General features: G+C 70.2%; 21 protein-coding genes and 1 riboswitch. Of the genes, 12 read left to right on the forward strand and 9 right to left on the reverse strand.

All coding sequences use genetic code 11. From position 1 onward, the window contains the following. Positions 1–88: 88 nt before the first annotated feature. From WAT24_RS06120 to WAT24_RS06135, 4 genes are all read right to left on the reverse strand, one after another. Positions 89–2,611, reverse strand: coding sequence for a TonB-dependent receptor plug domain-containing protein (locus tag WAT24_RS06120; RefSeq protein ID WP_336806948.1), 2,523 nt, complete (start codon positions 2,609–2,611; stop codon positions 89–91). A gap of 200 nt (positions 2,612–2,811) precedes the next feature. After that, positions 2,812–4,203 carry an SRPBCC family protein gene (locus WAT24_RS06125; RefSeq protein ID WP_336806949.1) on the reverse strand — a complete coding sequence of 464 codons (1,392 nt, stop codon included), beginning with the start codon at positions 4,201–4,203 and terminating at the stop codon, positions 2,812–2,814. A 223-nt stretch (positions 4,204–4,426) separates the two neighbouring features. After that, positions 4,427–5,068, reverse strand: coding sequence for a response regulator (locus WAT24_RS06130; protein WP_091333901.1), 642 nt, complete (start codon positions 5,066–5,068; stop codon positions 4,427–4,429). A gap of 100 nt (positions 5,069–5,168) precedes the next feature. Next, entirely contained in the window at positions 5,169–6,392 is a 1,224-nt protein-coding gene (locus WAT24_RS06135; RefSeq protein ID WP_336806950.1) for a sensor histidine kinase, read from the reverse strand. 192 nt (positions 6,393–6,584) lie between these two features. Here WAT24_RS06135 and WAT24_RS06140 point away from each other — a divergent pair, with 192 nt between their 5' ends. The 5 genes from WAT24_RS06140 (at position 6,585) to WAT24_RS06160 (ending at position 9,693) form a co-directional block, all read left to right on the forward strand. Beyond that, positions 6,585–7,205: a GNAT family N-acetyltransferase gene (locus WAT24_RS06140; protein ID WP_336806951.1), complete on the forward strand. Its 621-nt coding sequence runs from the start codon at positions 6,585–6,587 to the stop codon at positions 7,203–7,205. A 64-nt stretch (positions 7,206–7,269) separates the two neighbouring features. Next, positions 7,270–8,043, forward strand: coding sequence for a septum site-determining protein MinC (minC, locus tag WAT24_RS06145; RefSeq protein ID WP_336806952.1), 774 nt, complete (start codon positions 7,270–7,272; stop codon positions 8,041–8,043). 37 nt (positions 8,044–8,080) lie between these two features. Further along, complete coding sequence (gene minD / locus WAT24_RS06150; protein ID WP_336806953.1) at positions 8,081–8,896, forward strand: septum site-determining protein MinD; 816 nt, start codon at positions 8,081–8,083, stop codon at positions 8,894–8,896. A 2-nt stretch (positions 8,897–8,898) separates the two neighbouring features. Continuing rightward, a complete protein-coding gene (minE, locus tag WAT24_RS06155; protein WP_336806954.1) occupies positions 8,899–9,168 on the forward strand; it encodes a cell division topological specificity factor MinE in 270 nt (89 codons plus the stop codon). 63 nt (positions 9,169–9,231) lie between these two features. Next, entirely contained in the window at positions 9,232–9,693 is a 462-nt protein-coding gene (locus tag WAT24_RS06160; RefSeq protein WP_336806955.1) for a hypothetical protein, read from the forward strand. A gap of 124 nt (positions 9,694–9,817) precedes the next feature. Here WAT24_RS06160 and chaB read toward each other — a convergent pair whose 3' ends face one another. The 4 genes from chaB to WAT24_RS06180 form a co-directional block, all read right to left on the reverse strand. Beyond that, the gene (gene chaB, locus WAT24_RS06165; RefSeq protein WP_336806956.1) at positions 9,818–10,045 is read right to left on the reverse strand and encodes a putative cation transport regulator ChaB; all 228 of its coding nucleotides are present in this window, start codon (positions 10,043–10,045) and stop codon (positions 9,818–9,820) included. 90 nt (positions 10,046–10,135) lie between these two features. Then, a complete protein-coding gene (locus tag WAT24_RS06170) occupies positions 10,136–10,750 on the reverse strand; it encodes a DNA-3-methyladenine glycosylase (protein WP_336806957.1) in 615 nt (204 codons plus the stop codon). A 127-nt stretch (positions 10,751–10,877) separates the two neighbouring features. After that, a complete protein-coding gene (locus tag WAT24_RS06175) occupies positions 10,878–13,145 on the reverse strand; it encodes a DUF5916 domain-containing protein (RefSeq protein WP_336806958.1) in 2,268 nt (755 codons plus the stop codon). Positions 13,146–13,253: 108 nt separating this feature from the next. Then, positions 13,254–14,507, reverse strand: a complete 1,254-nt coding sequence (locus WAT24_RS06180) for a multidrug effflux MFS transporter (protein ID WP_336806959.1) — start codon at positions 14,505–14,507, stop codon at positions 13,254–13,256. Between the two features lie 270 nt (positions 14,508–14,777). Further along, a riboswitch (Fluoride riboswitch) is annotated at positions 14,778–14,856 on the forward strand. A 71-nt stretch (positions 14,857–14,927) separates the two neighbouring features. Between WAT24_RS06180 and crcB the strand changes: the two genes are divergently transcribed. The 3 genes from crcB to cfa all read left to right on the forward strand — a co-directional run bounded on the left by crcB (position 14,928) and on the right by cfa (position 16,913). Next, entirely contained in the window at positions 14,928–15,317 is a 390-nt protein-coding gene (gene crcB / locus WAT24_RS06185; protein WP_336806960.1) for a fluoride efflux transporter CrcB, read from the forward strand. A 90-nt stretch (positions 15,318–15,407) separates the two neighbouring features. Beyond that, positions 15,408–15,743 (forward strand): DUF190 domain-containing protein, encoded by a 336-nt coding sequence (locus WAT24_RS06190; protein ID WP_336806961.1) that lies wholly within the window; start codon positions 15,408–15,410, stop codon positions 15,741–15,743. Positions 15,744–15,779: 36 nt separating this feature from the next. Then, entirely contained in the window at positions 15,780–16,913 is a 1,134-nt protein-coding gene (cfa, locus tag WAT24_RS06195) for a cyclopropane fatty acyl phospholipid synthase (RefSeq protein WP_336807233.1), read from the forward strand. On the opposite strand, the gene gcvA is transcribed toward cfa, so the two are convergent. Then, positions 16,864–17,805 (reverse strand): transcriptional regulator GcvA, encoded by a 942-nt coding sequence (gcvA, locus tag WAT24_RS06200; protein WP_336806962.1) that lies wholly within the window; start codon positions 17,803–17,805, stop codon positions 16,864–16,866. The two genes, cfa and gcvA, sit on opposite strands and share 50 nt — an antisense overlap. A gap of 129 nt (positions 17,806–17,934) precedes the next feature. Here gcvA and WAT24_RS06205 point away from each other — a divergent pair, with 129 nt between their 5' ends. The 4 genes from WAT24_RS06205 (at position 17,935) to WAT24_RS06220 (ending at position 22,984) form a co-directional block, all read left to right on the forward strand. Beyond that, positions 17,935–18,630 carry an FMN-dependent NADH-azoreductase gene (locus WAT24_RS06205; protein ID WP_336806963.1) on the forward strand — a complete coding sequence of 232 codons (696 nt, stop codon included), beginning with the start codon at positions 17,935–17,937 and terminating at the stop codon, positions 18,628–18,630. Between the two features lie 77 nt (positions 18,631–18,707). Then, entirely contained in the window at positions 18,708–19,742 is a 1,035-nt protein-coding gene (locus WAT24_RS06210) for a proline iminopeptidase-family hydrolase (protein WP_336806964.1), read from the forward strand. Then, positions 19,739–20,617, forward strand: coding sequence for a TraB/GumN family protein (locus WAT24_RS06215; RefSeq protein ID WP_336806965.1), 879 nt, complete (start codon positions 19,739–19,741; stop codon positions 20,615–20,617). The genes WAT24_RS06210 and WAT24_RS06215 overlap by 4 nt, the downstream gene beginning before the upstream one ends. A gap of 66 nt (positions 20,618–20,683) precedes the next feature. Further along, positions 20,684–22,984 (forward strand): winged helix-turn-helix domain-containing protein, encoded by a 2,301-nt coding sequence (locus WAT24_RS06220; RefSeq protein ID WP_336806967.1) that lies wholly within the window; start codon positions 20,684–20,686, stop codon positions 22,982–22,984. Positions 22,985–23,093: the final 109 nt, after the last annotated feature.

A 23,093-nucleotide genomic window follows, 5' to 3' on the forward strand; every position in this document is an offset into this window, starting at 1 on the left:
TGCGGGAGCGAGCTCGCTCGCGAAGCCTTTGCTCCGTTCGAGGGCAAGAGCCTTCCCGGGCAAGCTCGCTCCCACGGTCACGCCTGGGCTAGAAGCGCAGATCCAGCCGCGCGTAGTAGAACCCGCCGTTCATGCCGAACGGCATCGTCTCCCATCCATAGGTGAAGCCCAGTTGCGGGAACGGGGCGCCGGTCTGCGGGTTCCATTTGTCCGGGTAGGTGTCGAACACGTTGTCCGCGCCCACCGTCAGCCTGGCCGCTTCCGAGAACCGGTAGCCAAGCGCCACGTCGGCCAGCCACTTGCCGCCCCAGGTCTGCTTGATGCCCGGCGTGAAGCCCTCGCCGCTGACCGGGCCGAAGTAGTTGCCGCGCAGGGTGAAGTCCCATGCGCCGGTGCGATACACCCCCTGCAGGATATGGTGCACGCGGGGCTGGCCTTGCTCGACGAGGGTGACCTGGGTGTCGTCGAACAGCTTCTCCGGCGGCAGGATGGCCGACTGCGACTTGCGCTTGGTGACCTCGGTACGGTTGTAGCTGAGCAACGCGGTGAGATCCAGACTGCCGCCGCCCAACGCGCACCCCTTCTGCGCCACCACGTCGGCCCCCTCGGTACGGGTGTCGATCGCGTTGGTGAAGAACAGCACCTGGCCCACGCCCAACGGATCGAGGATCGCGCGGATGGGGCAATTCCCGTTGCCCGGCGCACAGGGCTGCCCGTCGGTGCCCACCGTCTCCGGCACGATGTTGCTGGAGAAGATGATGCGGTTGTCGATGTCGATGCGGTACACGTCGGCGGTCAACGTGAAGTCGCCCATCGGCTTGTAGACGATGCCCAGCGTGCCGCTGCGGGAAGTCTCCTGCTTCAGCGGCTGGATGCCGAAGGCGCGCGTCACCGGGCTGTCCTGGCGGGCGGTCAGGGTGTCGACCAGCACGCCGCTGGGATCGAGGTTCGTCGAGCGCTGGCTGTAGAACAGCTGCTGCACGCCCGGCGCGCGGAAGCCGGTGGCCAGCGTGCCGCGGATCGCGAAGCTGTCGGTGGCGTCGAAGCGGGCCGAGAGCTTGCCGGTCGTGGTGTCGCCGAAATCCGAGTATTTCTCGTAGCGGGCCGCGGCGCCGAGCAACCAGCGCTCGGTGAACTGCGACTCGGCATCCAGGTAGAACGCCCAGTCGTGCCGGCCGTCGTTCACCGCCTCGGTGGGCGAGAAGCCCGGGAAGCCCTGCATGCCCGGCTGCGCGATGGCGCCGGTCTGGCCGTAGATCGGAATGCTGCGATCGTTGCTGCGGCCGTAGGTATAGGAAACCGGGTCACCGGGGGTGATCGCATACTCGTCCTTGCGCCACTCGACACCGCTGGCGAGGTCCAGCGGATTGGCGCCGACGCCCCAGTCGACCGGACCGCGGAAATCCAGGTTGAAGGTCGTCTCGGTCAGCTTGAGCTTGCCGGTGTCCGCCTCGGTGGGCGACTGCGCGTAGATGCCGCCGCCGGGCGCCGGTTCGTACCACCAGCTCACGTTGACCGAATCGGCCTCGTGGAAGCCGAAGTGGTTGCGGCCGCGATTGAGCGATACGTCCATCTCCCAGTCGCCGAGCGGCCGGCGGAAGCCCACCGCCAGCGAGGCGTCCTTCACGGTCGTCACGATGTTCGGCAGGAAGCCGTCGGGATAGAGTGCCGGCACGGTGCGGTTGTCGCCCGCCGGGCGGAAGAAGCCATAGGAGCTGCCGTCACGCTTGGACACGCCGCCGAACCAGTACAGCTCGCCGCCACCGACCGGCAAGCCGCCGTTGAGCCAGAAGTAGGCGTCCTTGGCATCGGCGTCGCCCAACCGCTGGGTCACCCGGGGTGGATCCACGCGCAGGGTATCCAGGCCGGCGCGGTTGGTGGCGTCGCGCTTGCGCCATTCCAGGGTGAGGTCGAGGTAGCCGTCGCCACCCAGCTTGAGGCCGGTGTTGACGCTGCCCTGGCGCATCAGGCCGTCGCCCTTGTAGGTCTGGCCACCTTCCAGCGACACGTCGGTGTGGCCGGTCTGCTTCTTCAGCACGATGTTGATCACACCGGAGATCGCATCGGAGCCGTACTGGGCCGCGGCGCCGTCGCGCAGCACTTCGATGCGTTCGATGGCGGAGATCGGGATGGCGTTGATGTCGGTGCCGGCCGAGCCGCGGCCGATGGTCTGCTGCACGTTCACCAGCGCCTGCTGGTGCCGCCGCTTGCCGTTGACCAGCACGAGCACCTGGTCCGGGCCGAGGCCACGCAGCGTGGCGGGACGGATGATGTCGGTGCCGTCGCTCACGAAGGTGCGCGAGAAGTTGAAGCTGGGCTCGAGCATCTGCAGCGCCTGGCCCACCTCGACCACGCCGGCGTTCTGCAACTGCTCGGCGCTGATCACGTCGACCGGCGCGACCGCCTCGGCGGCGGTCCGGTCCTTGGCGCGCGAGCCGATCACCTGCACGCTTTCCAGCTCGGTGACCTTCCTGCCCTTCCCGGTATCCCCCGGCGGCGATTGCTGGGCCCACGCCGGCAAGGCCAGCCCAAGAGCGAGTACCGTCGCGCCCGTGCGCGACACCATGGACCCTGCGCGGCCCGGACGGACCACGTGACGTTGATGCGACATGCGTTCGCTCCCTCCCGAATGAACGCCGCGACATGGCGGCAGCCTCCCCCTGCGCGGAGCAGGCTGCCATGTCGGTCGCAAGGACGGCGTGTCCTGCCGCTCGATTTGAAAAGTTGACCGGGAAGGCCGCCGCGCGTCCCGGACAAAAAAAGCCCGCCCGCACGAGGCGGGCAGGCACTGGCTTGCGGTATGCGCTCGGCTTACTGGCCGGCGCTGGCCGATTCGGCCGGAGCGGCGGCGGAACCGGCGGCCGCCGGGGCCGAGGAGGAGGCGGCCGGGGCCGGCTCCAGGGTCGGCTGCGGGATGCCCGCGGCCTGTTCCGGCGTCTGCGCGGGGACGTCGTCGCCGAGCAGCGGCAGGTAGACCTGGTACTTGGCGTAGGTGGTGACCGCGCCGCTCTGGTCCTTGACCTCCGGCTGCACTTCGATGTCGTACAGGCGGTTGGTCACTTCGTCGAACTTGTAGCCGTGGGTCTGCGCGTAGGCCTTGAGCATCTCGCGGGTCTGCGGCACACCGGCGGCGGTGCCGTTCCACACGCCCATCAGCGCCGGGCCGCCGAAGGCCAGCGTGGCGCGCACGTTGTCGTCCACGATCAGGCGGCCGAAGCGGTCGTGATCGCCGGGCTTGGGACCGGCGGGCTTGGCCACCGGGGCGGCGCTGCTCGCGGCGGCGGGCGCGCTGGAGGCGTCGGCCGGCTCCTCGTCGCCGAGCTTCGGCGGCTGCGCCGGGGTCAGCTCCTGGGTCTGGCCGGCGACGGTCAGGCTGGTCGCGTCGATCGGCATCGCCACGTCGAAGGTGTAGTTCTGGTCGCCGTAGTTGGTGGTGAAGATGACGCGCGGGCCGACCACGTTCACGCCGAGCTTCTTGGCGGCGTCCTGGATCTGCTTGACCGCGGTGGCGGTGGCGTCGTCCAGCGCGGCCAGGCCGCCCTTGCGCTCGATCGAGGTCGAGACCAGCAACACCGGCGTGGGCTGGGTCTGCTGGATGTACGGGATCAGGTTGCCGTAGTCGGTGTTCGGCACCGCGGCGAGCACGTTCTGCAGGTTGTTCAGGCTGAACTGGATGAACGAGTCCGGGTCGCCGTGGATGTACAGGTTGGAATAGCGGTCGACCAGGTTGAAACCGTAGGCGACGTCGTACGCCCAGGTGACCTTGGTCAGCTGGTGGCGGCTGCCCTGGCGCTCCATGTCGATGGTGAAGTGCTTGTCCTGGCCGCGCCAGCTGTTGTCCAGGTTCCAGATGATCTTGGCCTGGTTGGCGGTCTCGTTGACCTTGAAGAAGGCCGGATCGGCGCTGGCGATGGTCAGCTTGCCGTCACCCACCTTCGGGTCGTCGCTGCTCCAGGTCAACTCGGAGCCCGGGCCGTAGGCGTTGCCCGAGAGCTCGAACTTGATCTTGGGGTCGTACTGGCGCAGTACTGAGTAGTCCCCGAAGCGGCGGAAGTTGTTGAGGATGTCGTAGACCTGCCGCATGTCCTTGCCGATGACCAGCGACCGTTCCACATGGCCACTGCTGGGCATGATCACGCCGACCACGACGCCGAGCACGGCGACGATGACCAGAGCCACAATGAGTTCAAGGACACGCATCATTACCAGGGTTCTCCGAGCGTTTTCCACGCAGCGCTAATGGTTCCCCGTCAATTCCGCGCCGCGGAGCATGGAGCCCCGGAGGAAGGCACGGGCGAGGGTCGGCAATTCACCGAAGTTCCGGATGGTACTTGCTCGCGAGCGGGAACGCCATCGGGCACACGGGCGCCTGCCTGCCGGCGGGCGCCCATACCCCGGCGCACGGGATCGACGGACGGCCGGACGGCTAGACGATGCCCAGTTCCAGCGCCTTGAGCACGGCGCGGGTGCGGTCCCGCACCCCCAGCTTGGACAGGATGTTGGACACGTGGTTCTTGACCGTGCCCTCGGCCACCTTCAGCGAGTTGGCGATCTCCTTGTTGGAGTAGCCGCCGGAGAGCAGGCGCAGGATCTCCGTCTCGCGCTCGGTCAGCGGATCGGGCTGCTCCAGGCTGGTGAACTGGTTCTGCATGCGCCCCACCCCGGCCAGCAGCCGCTGGGTGACCATCGGCGCCACCAGCGAGCCGCCGGCGGCGACCGTACGCACCGCCTCGACCAGTTGCTCCAGCGAGACGTCCTTCAGCAGATAGCCGCGCGCCCCGGCCTTGAGGCCCTGCAGCACCAGCTGGTCGTCGTCGAAGGTGGTCAGGATGATGGTCGGAGGCAGCTCGCCGCGCGCGGACAGCGCCTGCAGCACCTCCAGCCCGCTCATGTTGGGCATGCGCAGGTCGAGCAGGACCACGTCGGGCTTGATCCTCGGGATGTCGGCCACCGCCTGCGCCCCGTCGGCGCACTCGGCCACCACGCGGATGTCCTCGGCCAGGTCCAGCAGCGAGCGGACGCCCTGGCGCACCAGGTTCTGGTCATCGACGAGACAGACGGAAATCATCGCGGTTCCTCGTTGGCGGTGGCGGCCCGCGTTCCCACGCAGGTCCTGGTGGCGGCCGGGCGCTGCCGGCCATTCTCGCACGGCGGTGGCGACCTCGGCGTCACGGCACGCTCAGCGCCGGCGGCTCCAGGCGCGAGGGCGAATGGGCCAGCTCGGGGGACTCGCCCAGCGGCAGGCGCACGGTCAGCGCGAAGCCCTCGCTCACGCCGGTATCCACCGCCACGCTGCCACCGAGCTCGGCCAGTCGCTCACGCATGCCCGACAACCCGTTGCCGGGCTTGAAATGCGCCGCGCCGCGGCCGTCGTCGCGCGCGTGCAGGCCGATCTGGTTGTTGTCGGCATAGGCGAAGGTCAGCCACAGCTGCCGCGCGCCGGCGTGGCGGGCGCAATTGGTGATGATCTCCTGCGCGCAGCGCAGCAGCACCTGCGCTCGGCGCGGATCTTCAAGGCTGAAGCGCGGCGGCATGTCCACGTGCACGCTCAGCCCGGGCACGCCCTCGATCAGGCTGCGCAGCGCCTGGGTCAGGTCGATCGCGTCGTCCTGGCGCAGCTCGCTGACCGCCTCGCGCACGTCCGACAGCAGGTGCCGCGCGGTGGCCTGCGCCTTGCGCACGTGCTCGGCGGCCGCGTCGTTGGCCAGGTGGCTGGCCACTTCCAGGTTCAGGCTGAGCGCGGTCAGGTGGTGGCCGATCAGGTCGTGCAGCTCGCGCGCGATGCGCATGCGCTCGGCGATCCGCGTCGATTCGGCCAGCAGCGCCCGGGTCGCGCGCAGCTCCGAATTGAGCCGCCGCTGCGCCTCGCGCGCCTCGGTCTGCTGGCTGGCGACCACCGACGCGACGAAGCCCAGGGCGGAGATGCCCAGATAGATGCTGGTCTGCAGGAAGGCGAGCCAGATGCTGCGCTCGTACTCCGGGAAATTGATGAACACGAACACCAGGGTGGCGTTCTGCAGCACGATGCAGAGCACGCCCTGCCAGAACGGCAGCAACCACGGCAGTACCACCGCGGTCACCGCCATCAGCATGGCGGACAGGCCGCTGTGGCTGTACCAGCCCACGGCGACCGCCGCGGCGCTCATGACCGCCAGACCGGACAGGCGCAGGCCCAGGTAGCGCCGCGCCCCCAGATTGGCGGTCACGGCCCAGTAGAGCAGGCCGAAGATCAGGTAGCAGAGCGTCCACAGCAGCAGGGAGAAGCTGGGCCGGTGCAACTGCGTCAACCGCTCGGTCGCCCACTGCGTCAGCAGCGGGGTGCCCACGCAGAGGTAGGTGAACAGCCCCGCATAGCGCAGCAGGCGGATGTGGTTGAAGTTGCTGGTCGGCATGAGCGGCATCATAGGACCACGCCGCCCCCGCGCAATGCGCGGGAAGTCACCCCACCCCCGGCGCAGGGTCGCGTTTTACAAAGGTTTTACGGCGCACCGGAAGGTGTGCGCCCGGTCACCGCGTGCCATAATGCGCGCTTGCGGGCCGCCCCGGCGGTCCACCGGTTCATCGCCTTACCTGCGGAGCAACGAATGGCCCTAGCCATCCGCGACGTGCGCGAGCACGATCTGGATGCCGTGCTGGCGCTCAACAACGCCGCCGGCCGCTCCATCCTCGCTCTGGACGCCGTGCAGCTGCGCTTCTTCTACGAGCACGCCGAGTACTTCCGCGTGGCCGAGATCGACGGCCACCTGGCCGGCTTCCTGGTCGCCCTGCGCAACGGCGGCGACTACGACAGCCCCAACTACCGCTGGTTCTGCGAGCACTACGAGTCGTTCGTCTACATCGACCGCATCGTCATCGCCAACGCCTACCGCCGCCACGGCCTGGGCCGCGTGTTCTACTGCGACGTCACCAGCTACGCCGAAGTCCGCGTGCCGCTGCTCACCTGCGAGGTGTTCCTGGAGCCGCGCGACGACGTGGTGGTGCTGTTCCACGGCACCTACGGCTTCCAGGAGGTCGGCCAGCAACGGATGGGCGAGCACGGCCCGCACGTGAGCCTGCTTGCCAAGGACCTGCCGAGCTACGCCTTCGTGCGCGAAACCTGGCTCGACCACGGCGGCCTGCCCGACGTGCCCTGGCTGGCCGAACGCCAGTTGCCCCTGCTCCCCGAGTCCCTGCCGCGCCGCCTTGCCGGAGAGCGGCGCCCGTGACCCACACTCCTTCGTCCTTCCTTGCCCTGCGGGCAACCTGCCGCCGGCGCGAGGTGTCTGGCACATGAATGCAAGCTCCAAGATGGATACATCCGACGCCTGCGACCTGCGTTTCGGCCAGGTCGGCATAGCCTGCGTGCGCGTGCGCCGCGTCGACGCCGCCGCGCTGTGCGAGGAGCTCGAGCGCCGCGTGCGCTCGGCCCCGCAACTGTTCTCCCGCGCCGCCGTGGTGCTGGATCTCTCCCACCTGCTCGACCTGCCGGACGACGGCACCGTCGACGCCCTGCTCGAAGCCGTGCGCAGCGCCGGCATGCTGCCGGTGGGCCTGGCCTACGGCACCAGCGCCACCGAGGCGCTGGCCCAGCGCATGGGCCTGCCGCTGATCGCCAAGTTCCGCGCCGCCTACGAGCCGGCCGACGGCGGCAGCATCGCGCCGCCCGCCGCGGCGCCGGCGCCACGCGCGGCACCGGTGCGCGAGCCGATCCACGCCGCGCCGCCGGCCGGCCCGGTGCTGGGCGCGCAGCATCACGACGGCACCGTGCGCTCGGGCCAGCAGGTCTACGCGCGCGATCGCGACCTGGTGCTGACCGGCGCCATCGCCAACGGCGCCGAGGTGATCGCCGACGGCTCCATCCACGTCTACGGCAGCCTGCGCGGACGGGCCATGGCCGGCGCGCAGGGCGACGAGAAGGCACGCATCTACGTGTCCGACTTCCGCGCCGAACTGGTCGCCATCGCCGGGCACTACCGCGTGTTTGAACAGATCCCCAAGGACCTCGAAGGCCAGTCTGTGCAATGCTGGCTCGATGGTGAAAAATTGATGATCGCCCGGCTGTGACCGGCGATTCCCACCCAAGCATTCCCGGAGAACAGCCTTGACCGCTGAGATTATCGTCGTTACGTCCGGCAAAGGCGGCGTCGGCAAGACCACCACCAGCGCCTCGCTGGCCACCGGCCTGGCGATGGCCGGAAAGAAGGTCGCGGTGATCGACTTCGACGTCGGCCTGCGCAACCTCGATCTCATCATGGGCTGCGAGCGCCGCGTGGTGTACGACTTCGTCAACGTCGTGCACGGCGAGGCCACGATCAAGCAGGCGCTGATCAAGGACAAGCGCCACGAGAACCTGTTCGTGCTCGCCGCCAGCCAGACCCGCGACAAGGACGCGCTGACCCAGGAAGGCGTGGAGAAGGTGCTCAACGACCTCTCCAACGACGGCTTCGACTACATCGTGTGCGACTCGCCGGCCGGCATCGAGAAGGGCGCGCACCTGGCCATGTACTTTGCCGACCACGCGGTCGTGGTGGTGAATCCGGAAGTGTCCTCGGTGCGCGACTCCGACCGCATCCTGGGCCTGCTCGCCAGCAAGACCCGCCGTGCCGAGCGCGGCGAGACCGGGATCACCCAGCACCTGCTGCTGACCCGCTACAACCCCACGCGGGTGGCCGCGGGCGAGATGCTGAGCGTCAAGGACGTGGAGGAGATCCTAGGGATCACGGTGATCGGCGTGATCCCCGAGTCGGAGAACGTGCTGGCGGCGTCCAACGCCGGCGTGCCGGTGATCCTGGACGAGAACTCCAACGCGGGGCAGGCCTACCGCGACACGGTCGCGCGCATCCTCGGCGAGGCCCGTCCGCTACGCTTCACCGAAGTGGCCAAGAAGGGCTTTCTCCAGCGCGTGTTCGGAGGCTGATCGTGGGCATTCTCGATTTCCTGAAGCGCAAGCCGGAACCCACCGCCTCGGTCGCCAAGGAACGCCTGCGCATCATCGTGGCGCAGGAGCGCTCCACCCGCGGTGCGCCGGACTACCTGCCGCTGCTGCGCAACGAGCTGCTCGAGGTGATCAAGAAGTACGTCAACGTCGACCTCGACGCGATCAACATCAACGTCGAGCGCGACAGCGGCCACGAGGTGCTGGAACTCTCGGTCGCCCTGCCCGACGGCAAGGCCGGCGGCGCGCCGTAAGTCGCGGGTGGGCTCGCGCCCACCCGCGGACACCCGACCGGCGGGCGAGCCCCGCCCATGCCCATGAACGCTCCCCACGTCCTGCGCCTGGCCGACATCGGCTTCGACGCGCCCGCCGCCCTGCTCGCGCGCCACGGGCTCGCACTGCATCGCGTCCCCACGGGCGAACCGATCCCCGGCAGCTACTGGGGCGAGGAGGAGGCCGGCATCATCGGCAACGCCGTCTACGCGCGCGACGACACGCCGGTGCACTCGCTACTGCATGAGGCCTGCCACCTGCTGGTGCTGCCGCCCGAGCGGCGCGCGCGGGTGCACACCGACGCCACCGACTCGGTGGAAGAGGAAGACGCCACCTGCTACCTGCAGATCCTGCTCGCCGACCGGCTTCCGGGCGTCGGCCGCGAGCGGATGATGACCGACATGGACGCCTGGGGCTACAGCTTCCGGCTGGGTTCGACGCGGGCGTGGTTCGAGCAGGACGCGGCCGAGGCGCGGGCGTTCCTGCAAGCCCGCGGCCTGGCCTGATGCCTGGACGCCCTCGCCCGCCGCGGAGCGGGCCGGGGCGACCGCCCGGGTGCGGCAGCGTTGCCCCGGCTCCATCGCAAGCGCGAACTTGCGGGGGACCGCCGGGCCCGTCCATCCGCCGGCGTCACTTGCGGTGCCACTTGTCGTCATCGCCCTTCGCGTATTCGTTCTTCACCGCGGCCCAGGCGACCTTGAACGAGACCTCTTCGCGCGATTCCTCGCCGCGGCGCTTGTCCGGGTCCGCGTATTCGTCCCAGGCGCTGTTGAACGCTTCCTTGAAGATCTCCTGCGCGTGCTCGGGGAGGTTGTCGCGGACGGCATCGGGCAGGTCGCTGGTGGATTTGTAGGGCATGGCGGTTCTCCCGGGGGACCGCCGCCTACCGTCCGCCCCGCTCCATCAAGCGGGCGTCAAGCCGGCTTCACGGCGAAGCCGGACCCGCGGCTAGCGCGAGACGTGCCGGTCGCCCGGCACGAACCAGCGCCAGGGCGCGTCGGCCGCGCGGGTGATGCCGATCCGCGCCGACACGCCCGGCGCTGCGGGCGGGGGCGTGCCGTCGTCGACCAGGGTGAAGCCGCCGGTGCCCTCGACCAGGTCGATGCCGTCCTGCGCCCCGGCGATGCCCAGTGCCTGGCACAACCGCGCGGGGCCGCGGCACAGATCGCGGTCGTGCCGGCAGGCCGGGCGCGCGGTGCGCATGGCGGACAGGCCGGTCAATGGCGCCAGCGCACGCAGCAGCACCGCCACGCCCTCGCCGTCCTCGCCGCACACCGGGTTGCAGCACCAGTGCATGCCGTAGGTGAAGTACACGTACAGCCGGCCCGGCGGGCCGAACATCGTCGCGTTGCGGGCGGTGCGCCCGCGCCAGGAGTGCGCGGCCGGATCGCTCGCGCCGCAATAAGCCTCGGTCTCGACGATGCGCCCGCTGCGTCCGTCCGCAGCGAGCAGCACCTTGTTCAGCAGGGCCGGCGCCACCTCGCGCGGGTCGCGGCGGTAGAAGTCGCGCGGCAGGACGGCGGCCGGGCGTCCCAGCAGCGAGGCGATGAAGTCGGGCGTCATCCGCACAGCATGCCGTGCGCCACGTCGGCGGCAAAGCAAGAGGCGTCTCGCGGCAGCGGGCCCGCTCGCGGTGCCTTCTTCGATGAAGATGCGACAAAGGCATTGCGAGCCCGCTCCTGCACGCGCGCTACAGCTCGAAGCGGTAGGCCAGCTTGACCAGCAACTGCTCGCTGTCGCGCAGGTCGAAGGCGCGGCCGAACTGGGTGCCCGCGCGGTCGAAGCGCGGGTCGAAGGCATACCCGCCGCGCCCGTAGACCACGTACAGGTCCGACAGCGGCGCCAGCTCGTAGCGGTAGCGGATCTGGAAACCCAAATTGCGCACGCTGAAGTCGTTCACCGGATCGTCCACCGGCACCGCGCGCATGTCGCCGTTCACGCGGTAGGCCTGCAGCAGCCGCGCGTCCAGGCCCAACGCCTGCAGCTTCACGCGCAGCTCCTGGCGGTTGCCGATGTTCCAGTTCACGCCCGCATCCAGCAGGATCGAGTGGCCGTCGAAGCTGCCGATCAGGTTGTCGCGCTGCCAGATCAGCCAGTCGGGGCTGAACTGGTAGGTGACGCCGCTGAACACGCTGAAGGCATCGTTGACGAAGTAGGTGGGCTCGACCATCGCCTCGTAGCCGATGCGGTGCAGGCCGACGCGGTCGCTGCCCATCAGCGTGGCTTCCACGTCCCACGCCCAGTTGCCCTTGCGCGGGCTCTTGCGTTCCCAGTCCAGCAGCGCGCTGGGCGGCGTCCACAGGGCGCCGTGGCCGCGGGTGAGCAGGTCGTCGTGCGCGGCGGCATCCACTCGCAGCCGCCATTCTTCCTGGCTGCCGTCCCGTAGTTCGCTTTCGCGGACCACGCGGAACTCGCGCTGCAGCGACAGTCCGTGGTCGTTGTCCATGCCGATGATGCGCCAGTGCCACAGGTGCGAGGCGTAGCGCGATCCGGCCGGCAGGTCGGCGTAGCGCCGGCGCACCTCGTAGTGCAGGTAGTTGAGGCTGTTGCGCGGCAGGTACCCGAAGTCGTTGAGATCGAGCTTGTCGTCGAAGTGCATCGCCAGCCACTCCTGCGTCCAGCGCTGGTTCATCTCGTACTCGATGACGGTGGTCCCGCCGGTGCCGCGCACCGTGCGCCCGTGCTGGTCGATCGCGCTGCCGACCACGTTGCTGGTGACCGTGAGCTGGGCATTGGGTTGCCAGCGGTGGTCGATGCCCAGCACGTTCGCGTCGCGGTCCAGCCATGGGCGCTCCACGCGCGTGGCTTCCATGCCGAGGGTCTGCGTGCCGAAGTCGTGGATCAGGCGCAGCGCGGAGAAGGTGCGCCCGGCATCGCCGCTTTCCTGCGCGGCCATCACGCCGTAGCGGGTGGCGCCCACGCTGCCGTTGAGCTTGAGCGCCCCGGTGACGTCGCCGGCGCCGTTGCCGTCGTCGGCCGGGCCGCCCACGCGGCGCGTGTAGATCAGCTGGCTGTTGTCGATCAGCAGGCCGAAGTCGAAGATGCCCTGGTTCTCGGTGAAGAACGGGCGCTTGTCGGTGAAAAACGTCTCCTCCGCGCCGAAGTTCACCACCAGGTCGTCGCTCTCGACCTGGCCGAAGTCGGGATTGATGGTGGCGGTGAGCTGGGTCTGGCCGTTGGGCTTCCAGAAGATGTCGGCGCCCCCGTCGAAGGTGTTCCTGCCGTGCACCTGGTCACGGATGCCCACCACGTAGGGCGTCACCGCGAACAGCGACTGCGTGTAGGCCGGCAGCGTCACCGGGGTGAAGTCGGAGAGGAAGCGCGGCTTGTTGAAGCTGGCCACCGGCCAGGCGTCGCGCTCGCCGGTCGAGCCGATCACGCGGTCGAGGTACAGGCCAATGGTGCGCTCGCCGCCGACCGCCTTGCGCATCGGCGCGATGTACCAGGGAATCAGCATCTCCACGCTCCAGCCTTGCGCATCCTCGCTGGCGGCGTGCTTCCAGTTGCCGTCCCAGTCGGTGTTGAAGCGGCTCTCGTTGGTGATCACCGCGTCGTTGATGTCGTCGGTGAGGGTGACCATGAAGTTGTAGCCGGTGCGTCCGTCGTCGTCGAAGTCGACCATCAGGTTGACGCGGTCGACCTGCGCCTGCTCGTCGCGGCGGATGCGCTGGTGCGTGCGCGGCACGCCCGGCGGCTGGATGCAGCGGAACGCGATCGCCAGGCCTTCCGGCGTGGACAGCACCCAGGCCTCGGTCGGCAGGCTGCCGGGCTCGCCGTTGAGCGGCTGCACCTTGCGGAAATCGGTGATGTGCCGGGCGCCCTGCCACTCGACCGGGTCGATGTGGCCGTCCACCTCCACCGCCAGCGCCGGCAGGGCCAGCAGGGCGAGCGAGGCGATCAGGACGCGTGCGGCGCGCTGGCCGCGCGACCGGGCGTGGGATGGAACCGGAAAGCGCATGGCATCGAGTGAGCGTGGGGATGTCCTGCAGGATAGGAAGCGCCTGCGCGCCAGCCGACTGGCAAAAGTCATGCCGGCCGTGCTGTCCGCGGACAGCGCGGCGCGCGCCTAGCGCGGCTCGGCGATCTGCGCCTGCAGTTCGACGTCGCGCGGCGGCGGCGTGCGCGGCCGGGTCAGGCGGCCATAGATCATCCAGCCGAGCACGCCCAGCACGGTCATCGCACAGGCGCCCAGCGCCAGGTGCAGCATGTCCACCGCCAGCAGCGGCGAGAGCACCCCGGCCACCACGCTGCACAGCAGGAGGCTGGCGAACGCCTGTACCGAGGAGACGCCGCCGCGCTGCCGCGGGAAGCGGTCGAGCAGCAGCAGGGTCAGGGTGGGAAACGCCAGCTGCACGCCCACGCCGTGCAGCACCAGCGGCAGCATCGACCAGGGCAGCTGCGGTTGCGGCAGCCACCAGGCCAGCCCCAGGTGCAGCGCGCAGGCCAGCAGCATCACCGCGTAGCCCAGGTTGACGGTGAAGCCCACGCTGCGCCGGCCGGCCAGCCGCCCGGACATCCAGGCACCCCCCACCAGTCCGGTTACCACCGGGATGAACAGCCACGGGAAGCCTTGCGGCGACAGGTGCAGCAGCTCGCGCACGATGCGTGGCGCGGACGAGATGTACAGGAACAGCCCGGCGAAATTCACCGAGACCGAGACCAGCAACGGCCAGAACGGCCGGTCGCGGCCGAACGAGGCGTAGCCTGCCAGCAGCGGCGCGAGCGCGAAGCGGGTGCGTCGCTGCGGCGGGTGGGTCTCCTCCAGCAACAGCGTCAGCAGCAGTGCGAGCAGTGCGGTGAACCCGGTCAGCACCCAGAAGATGCCGTGCCAGCCGTCCAGACCGAGCAGTTGCGCACCGACCATGGGGGCGATCACCGGCGCGACCGAGAAGATCATCATGACCCGCGACATCAGGCGCTGCGCCGCCTCGCCCTCGAGGCTGTCGCGGATCACCGCGCGGCCGACCACCAGGCCGGCGCCGGCGCAGGCGCCCTGGATGCCACGGCAGATCAGCAGCATGCCGAAGGAGACCGAAAGCGCCGCGCCGACCGAGGCCAGCGAGTAACCCAGCATGCCGGCCACGATTACCGGCTTGCGGCCGACGGCGTCGGAGATCGCCCCATGGAACAGGCTCATCGCCGCGTAGGTGATCAGGTACACGCTGAGCAGTTGCTGCAGCGCGACCTCCTCCACGCCGAAGGCGGCGCCGACCAGCGGGAATGCCGGAAAGACCGCATCGATCGAGAACGGCCCGATCATCGAGAGCCCGGCCAGCAGCCAGGGCAGGCTGCGCCGGATGGGGGGTTGCGTGGTGGTCATGGAATGGGCGCCGGAAGCGCGGCGAGTATGCCATGCGCGCAAGGAGCGCCTGTGCGCCGGGTAGGCATTTCGAAAGGCCGCGCACAGGGACCTCCCCATCCGCCGTGCGGACGGCTTGCCGCGCGGGCGGAGCGCGCCGCCGTGACCGCCGTGGCGTACGCCTTTCCGCAGGATCGTGGGCGCCCGCAGCAGCATGCCCGCCCGGCACGCGGCACAGGCCCGGCACGCGCAGGCCCACCCGTTGGCGGCTCTTCGCCCATCCGCTAGCATCCCCGGATGGGAGATGGCATGCCTCCCGTTCCCTGGAACGAACCACCCCGGCCGAGGGGTTGATGATGCCTGCACACCGGACCATCCGGGTGCGGGCGCGTGCCCGTAGCGCGGACGTCCGAACGGTTGGAACCTTGAGGAGACGCTTTCGTGGGCTACACCGGATTCCTCGCCATCGGGCTCGGCGGTGCCGTCGGCTGCTGGCTGCGCTGGCTGCTCGGCCAGCTGCTCAACCACCTGTTTCCCACGCTGCCGCCCGGTACGCTCGCGGCCAACCTGCTGGGCGGCCTGCTGATGGGTTGCGCGATGGGCGTGTGGGACCATTTCCAGACGCTGCCGCCCGAACTGCGGCTGTTCGTGTTTACCGGCTTTCTCGGCGGCCTGACCACGTTCTCCACCTTTTCGGCGGAATCCTCAACCCTGCTGCTGCGCCAGCAGTACCTGTGGTTCGGCGGCCACCTCATGGTGCACCTGGTCGGCTCGGTGGGCCTGACGGTGCTGGGCATCGCGATCAGCCGCGGCCTGCTGCGCGCCATGTAGGAACCATTTGCCGGCCATGTTCTTCAGCGCGTCACGGCAAGGCAGGCGCATCGCCGGCGAGTTCGATCCTACCGATCGAGGAGATGACGGATGGGCGACACACTGACCGAAGGCGTGCAATTGAGCTTCTACGCGCACCTGCGCGCCCGCCACGACGGCATGCTGCTGTCCGAGTGGCTGCTCGAGACGGCTAGGCGCCAGGGCATCGGCGGCGGCTCGGTGTTCCGCGCCACGGCCGGCTTCGGCAGGCACGGCGTGCTGCACGAGGAGGCGTTCTTCGAGCTGGCCGACAATCTGCCGTTGAAGGTCGAGTTCCTGCTGCGGCCGGACCAGGCCGAGGCGTTGCTCGCGCGGGTACGTGACGCGGGTGTCGACGTCGTCTATGCAACCTCGACCATACGCTTCGGTGTTCTGGGCGCGCAGTGAGGCGCGCCGCCGTACGTAAGGAGTGCTGCCATGCCCATGCGCCAGCCGTCCCTCAAGCAACGTGCCGTCGACCTGCTGGCGCAGGCCGGCATCCGCCTCGGCGAGAAGCCGCCCTGTGACCTTTGCGTGCACGACGAGCGCCTCTATGCCCGCGTCTTCGCGCACGGCTCCCTGGGCCTGGGCGAGGCGTACATGGACGGCTGGTGGGACAGCGACGACCTGCCGGGCGTGTTCACCCGCATGCTGCGCGCGCAGCTGGACGAGGAACTGAAGACCCTCGACACGCTGATCGCGCACCTGAAGGCCCGCTTCATCAACCTGCAGCGGGGCCAGCACGCCTTCGAGATCGGCCGGGCCCACTACGACCTGGGCAACGACCTGTTCCAGGCCATGCTGGGCGAGCGGCTGGTGTATTCCTGCGGCTACTGGGCCGAGGCGGACAACCTCGACGACGCGCAGGTGGCCAAGCTGGACCTGATCTGCCGCAAGCTGCGCCTGCAGCCGGGCCAGCGCGTGCTGGACATCGGCTGCGGCTGGGGCGAGGCACTCAAGTACGCGGCGGAAAAGTACGGCGTGGAGGGCGTGGGCATCACCGTCTCGAAGGAACAGGCCGCCTACGCGCAGGCGCTGTGCGCCGGTCTGCCGGTCGAGATCCGCCTGCAGGACTACCACGAGCTGGACGAGCCGTTCGACGCGATCATGTCGATCGGCATGTTCGAGCACGTCGGGCCGCTCAACTACCGCAGCTACTTCGAGGTGGCCCGCCGCTGCCTGCGCGACGACGGCCCCGACGGCGGCGGGCTGTTCCTGCTGCACTGCATCGGCAGCAACGGCGCGCCGGCGCGGCCGGACCCGTGGATCGAGAAGTACATCTTCCCCAACTCGGTGATCCCGGCGATGAGCCAGGTCGCCGCGGCGCTGGAAGGCCTGTTCGTGGTCGAGGACTGGCACAACTTCGGCGCCGACTACGACCGCACGCTGACCGCCTGGCGCGCCAACTTCGACGCCGCCTGGCCGGCGCTCGCGCACCGCTACGACGAGCGCTTCCGGCGCATGTGGCACTACTACCTTTCGGCCTCGACCGCGGTGTTCCGCAGCCGTCGCGACCAGCTGTGGCAGCTCACGCTGAGCCCGCGTGGCGTGCCCGGCGGCTACCGCGTGCCGCGCTAGCAAGGTTGCCGTCGCCGTCCATCTCCGCCTGCAGCCAGGCGCCCAGTGCCGCCAGCTCGGCGCGGCGCGGGCTGTCCGGCGCATGCACCAGGTGATAGCGGTAGCCCTCCAGTTCCGGCCCGAACGGCTGCACCAGCGCGCCGCTGCGAAGATCCGGCGCCACCAACAGCAGGCTGAGCAGGGCCACGCCCTGCCCGGCCAGCGCCGCCTGGATCGCATGGCTCTCGTCGGTGAACACCACGCCCGAGTCCGGCCGCACGTCGCGCACGCCGGCCTGTTCCAGCCAGCGCCGCCAGGTCGGGTTGTCGGCACGCCGGTGCCGCCATTCGAAATGCAGCAGCGGCCAGCGCCCGAGGTCCGCGCGCCGGCGCAGGCGCAACGTGGGGCTGCACACCGGCGCGAAACGGTCGGCTGCCAGCGGCAGCGCCACCAGCCCCGGGTACGGGCCACGGCCGTAGCGGATGGCCGCATCGATGTCCCGGCCCTCCAGCCGCACCGGCTCGTCCGAGGCATGCAGGCGCAGGTCCAGTCCCGGGTGCGCCCGGCGAAACGAACTGATCCGTGGTACCAGCCAGCGCGCGGCGAAGGCGCTGGTCGCGGAGAGCGTGAGGCTGCGCCGCGCGCGGCGGTCGCTGAGCGCCTCCACCGCCCGCGCGAAGGCATCGAAGCCGTCGCGCAGTACCGGGTAGAGCTCCATCGCGGCATCGGTCGCCACCACCTGGCGGGCGTGCCGCTCGAACAGCCGCACTCCGAGCCGCTCCTCCAGTTGGCGGATCTGGTGGCTGACCGCGGTCGGCGTGACCGCCAGCTCCTCGGCGGCCCGCTTGAAGCTCGAATGGCGCGCCGCCGCCTCGAAGGCGCGCAGCGATGCGAGGGGTGGTAGCTTTCGCACGGCCGCTCCCGAAGATGATTGCAGTTCATCCGTCGGCAGAAAAACTATCGTTTGTCCGGTTCCCTGGCCAGTTCCACGCTTTCGGGCCGCAGGCAGGTGAGCCTGCTTCATCCGACGAGGAACCCGGCCATGACCACCCTGCTCCACATCGATGCCAGCGCCCGGCCCGGGCGCTCCGACCGTCAACCCCATGGCTCGCACACCCGCCGTCTCGGCGCCCGTTTCGTCGAGCGCTGGCAGGCGGCCCGTCCGCACGACACGCTGGTCTACCGCGACGTGGGCAAGGACCCGCCTCCACCGGTGAGTGGCGGCTGGATCCATGCCGCCTTCACCCCGCCCGCACGGCGGGAACCGTGGATGCACGAGGCCCTGGCCCTCAGCGATGCCCTGGTGGACGAGTTGGTCCGCGCCGACCTGATCGTCGCGGGCGTGCCCATGTACAACTTCGGCATGCCGGCCGCGTTCAAGGCCTGGATCGACCAGATCGTCCGCGTCGGCCGCACCTTCGGCTTCGACCGGTCGCGCCAGGGCACGCCGTACTGGCCGTTGCTCACCGACCGGCCGCGCCGCCTGGTGATCCTGAGTTCGCGTGGCGACTTCGGCTATGCCGACCGGCTGCGTGCGATGAACCACGTGGAGGACGGCATACGCACGGCGCTGGGCTACATCGGCATCACCGAAACCTACGCCGTGGCGGCGGAATACGACGAGTTCGGCGGCGAGGCCCTGGCCCGTTCGCTGGCCGAGGCGGATGCGGCGGTCGACCGGCTGGTCGAGCGGTTGCTGTCCGTCGTGGATGGGGCCTCGGCGGCCCGTGCCGCCTGACCAGGCCGTACCGTCGGGCGGCGGTTGAACCCGGGCGGGCGGCGCGGGATAGTGCGGCGGACCATCGGGGGACCGCCATGAAGCACTTCCTGTACGCCCTGCTCGCCATCCTCGCCCTGGGCTGCGCCGGCGCCGCCCGCGCCGACCAGGCCGGGTCCGGCTACTTCGCCCGCGCCGGCCACGACGACGTGCTGAGCGGCGGCGTGAAGATGATCACCATCGACACGCCGAGAGGGCAATTCAAGGTCTGGACCAAGCGCGTGGGCAACAACCCGAAGCTGAAGGTGTTGCTGCTGCATGGCGGTCCAGGCATGACCCACGAGTACTTCGAGGCCTTCGACAGCTATTTCCCCGCCGCCGGCATCGAGTACTACTACTACGACCAGCTGGGCTCGGCGTATTCCGACCAGCCCAAGGGCCTCGGCAGCGACGATCTGTGGACGACCGACCGTTTCGTGGACGAGGTCGAGCAGGTTCGCCGGGCGCTGCACCTGGACAAGGACGACTTCTGCCTGCTCGGCCATTCCTGGGGCGGCATCCTGGCGATGGAGTACGCGCTCAAGTACCAGCAGCACCTCAAGTGCCTGGTGATCTCCAACATGGTCGACTCGATCCCGGCCTACAACGCCTACGCGCACAAGGTGCTGATGCCGGCGATGGATCCCGAGGCGCTGGCCCAGGTGCAGGCGCTGGAAGCCGAGCATCGCACCGCCGATCCGCGCTACATGCAACTGCTGATCCCGATGCACTACGAGAAGCATCTGCTGCGCATGCCCCAGGCGCAGTGGCCCGAGCCGGTGGTGCGCTCCTTCGGCCACGTCAACGAGCACATCTACCAGCTCATGCAGGGCCCCAGCGAGCTGGGCGCGAGCGGTCGGCTGGAACACTGGGACCGCAGCGCCGACCTGCACCGCATCGCCGTGCCGACGCTGGTGATCGCGGCGCGGTACGACACCATGGACCCGGCCTACATGGCGGGCATGGCGAAGAAGCTGCCCAGGGGCCGGTTCCTGCTCTGCCCCAAGGGGAGCCACATGGCGATGTACGATGACCAGCAGACCTACTTCGACGGCCTGATCGGCTTCCTGCACGGCGTGGAGCAGGGCCGGTGAGGGGCCCGTACACCCGGTTGCGCGCCTGCGCACTGGTCCTGCTGCTCGGGCTGGTCGCCGCGCCCGCGCTGGCGCACCCGGCGTTGTGGGCGGTCAGGGACGCCGACACCACGATCTACCTGTTCGGCACGGTGCACCTGCTGCCGCACGACACCGACTGGCATTTCCCCGCGCTGGACCGGGCGCTGGCCGACAGCCGCGCGATGTACGTGGAGATCGTCGACGACGACCAGGCCAACATGACCGCGCTGGTGCTTCGTTACGGCATCGATACCGCGCACCCGCTCTCGGGCCTGCTCTCGCCGTTCGACCGCGGCCGCCTGGAGCGGGCCGCGCGGCTGGCGGACGTGCCCGGCGGGGTCGCCGCGCTCGAGGTGATGCGTCCCTGGCTGGCGGCACTGACCCTCACCGTGGCACCGCTGACCAAGGCCGGGCTGGACCCCGCGCAAGGCGTCGACCGGCAGTTGCGCGCCGCCATGGAGAAGGCGGGCAAGCCGGTCCACGGCCTGGAAACGGCCGAGCAGCAGATCCGCTTCCTCGCCGAGATGCCGCAGTCCATGCAACTGGCCATGCTGCGCTCGACCCTGCGCGACGCCGACCGCGCCACGGTCGACCTCAAGGCCATCATCGAAGCCTGGAAAAGCGGCGACGACGCCGCCCTGGCGCGGCTGGAGAACGATCTGATGCGCCGCGAGGAGCCGCAGCTCTACCAGCGTCTGCTGGTGGAGCGCAACGCCACCTGGGCCAAGCGCATCGAGGCGATGCTCGCGCAACCCGGCACGGTGTTCATCGCCGTGGGCGCGGCGCACCTGGCCGGCCCGGACAGCGTGCAGGCCCAGCTCGCCCGCGACGGGGTCGACAGCACGCGCCTGTAACCATCCACCCGGAACGGCCGGGGAGCTGTCGTATGCTGGCCGTCCGCGAACACGCGCTCCATCCGCATGCAGGACGCCCACCGACCGACGTACGCCTATGGCCCGTTCCACATCGATCCGGCAGCGCGCCGTCTGCTGCGGGACGGTCAGGAGGTGCCGCTGGAGGCGAAGGTCTTCGACCTGATCCTGCTGCTGGTGGAGCAGCGCGCCCAGGCGGTGGGCAAGCAGGCACTGGTCGACGCGCTGTGGGGCCCCCGCCCGGTGACCGATGCCGCGCTCAGCCAGCTGGTGTTCAAGGCGCGCCGCGCACTTGACGACGACGGCGAGCGGCAGGCGGTGATCCGCACGGTGTACGGACGCGGCCTGCAATGGGTCGCCCCGGTCAGTGTGGTCGCCCAGGATGCCCCTGCGGCGGCGAGAAAGACCCGGCAGCGCGGCCCTTGGCGGGTCGCGGGTGCGATCGCGCTGGCGGTCCTCGTGCTGGGCACGGCGGCGGCGGGCTGGATGGCCTTCGCGCCGCATGGCCCTCCGCCAGCGCCGCCACGCGAGCGGCTCGCGCTGCTGCCGGTCGCGAACGATACCGGCGATCCGCACCTGGACTGGACCGCGCACGGCCTGCCCGGCCTGGTCGCGGGCCTGCTGGAAAGCGAACCTGCGCTGGACGTGGTGGACCCGCAGCAGATCGAGCAGGCCATGGGCTATGCCGCGCCGGCCGGCGGCGACGTGCGTTCCCGGGTCGGGCCCGCGACCGCCGCCGACGTGGTCGTGGACGGCCGCCTGCGCAAGCTGCCCGGCGGGCTGTTCGCGCTGCGGCTCGCGCTTTCGGGGCCGGCGTTCGCGGATCGGACGGCGTTCGAGGTGACCGACACCGATCTGGGCGCCCTCGGCATGGCGGCCGCGGCCCGGCTCCGTCGCGCCCTCGACCTGGCGCCCACGGCGCCGGTGCTGGGACAGCGCCCGCACGATGCCTACCTGGCGCAGACCTATGCCAGGGGCATGGACCAGGCCCTGCACGGCGAGTGGAAGGCGGCGATCCCGTATTTCCTGGTGGTCGCGCAAGGGGAGCCGCGCTTCGCCTGGGCACGGCTGATGCTGGCGCAGGCCCAGGCCGATACCGACCAGCCCGCGGCCGCCCGGCAGGCCTTCGCCGCGCTGCTCGACGACGCGGCGAAGGCGGGCGATCCGCGCCTGGCCGCCCACGTGCTGGGCGCGCAACTGGCCTCGGCAATCAATCGCCACGACGACGCGGAGGCCTTGCGGTTGTCGACCCAGGCGCTCGCCGCCGCCGAGCGCGCCGACGATCCCGACGTGCTGGCGCAGGCGCTGATCGGCACCGCCCGGATCGACGCACGGCTGGGCCATCCGGAGGCGGCGCTGCGTTTCCTGGCGCGGGCACGCCAGGTGGTGGACCGGCATCACCTCGCCCAATGGCGCGGCAGTCTGGCCAACGCGCAGGCCTTCGTCGCCTATGCGCGCGGCGACGCCGAGGCCGGCATCGCGGCCGCGCGCGAGCAGCTGCAGGCCGACGAGGCGCTCGGCGACGAACGCGGCGCCGCGATCGCCCGGTTCAACCTGGCCAACGCCCTCGACGACGACCGGCAGCCGCTGCAGGCGCTGCCCCTGCTCGTCTCGACCTGGCAGTGGGCCGCCACGCACCGCGAGGTTCCCCTGCAGGTCGCGGCGGGCAACCTGCTGGCCAGCATCGTGTACGACCAGGGCGCGTTCGATCGCGTGCGGTCGGTCAGCGAGACGGTGGCCCGGCTCGCCCAGGCGCAGGACAACCGGTTCATGCAGGCGCGCATGCTCGGCCTGCTGGCGGGGAGCGACTATTTCGCGGGGCAGACCGGCGAAGCCCTCGCCGCCGCGCACCGGGCGCGCCTGCTGGTGCAGGACGATCCCGACCCGGAAGCCGCGCTCGACCAGCTCCTCAACGAGGCCTTCGTCGCCCTGCGCGCGGCGCCAGCCACCCTGCCGGCGCTGCAGGACGTGGCGGACCGGCTGGGCGGGCGAAGCGCCACCACGGTAGTCCGCTGGCACGTGGCGATGATGCATGCCCTGGCGGCGGCCGTCCGCGGCGACCGGGCGGCCGCACATGCCGCCTTCGCGGCCGCGGGGCAGGCCCCCGCCGACCTGCGCGCCGCCTTCGCCCTGCAGATCGCGCTGACCACCGCCGACGACGCGCTGGCAGGCGAGGTGCTGCGCGCCTACGACCCGCTGCAGAAGCAGGCGAGCGCCGACACCCTGCGCCTGTACGCCGCCTGGGCCACCCGCCACGGCGACGCCACGCTGGCGCAGCGGGCCCGCGCTGCGCTCGGTGAGGCGCGCCAGGCCGCACTGGCCGCGCTCGGCAACCTTGCAAGTGGTTGATCGGAAAGCACGTAAGAATCCGTAATCCGAGGGTAAGCCGGGCATCAAGCTTGCCGGGGCCGCGCTGGTTCCACTGCGCGCACCGCCTGACCGGGCGGGCGACACCGCA

The organism is Fulvimonas yonginensis (assembly GCF_037137055.1).
Lineage (GTDB): Bacteria > Pseudomonadota > Gammaproteobacteria > Xanthomonadales > Rhodanobacteraceae > Frateuria_A > Frateuria_A yonginensis.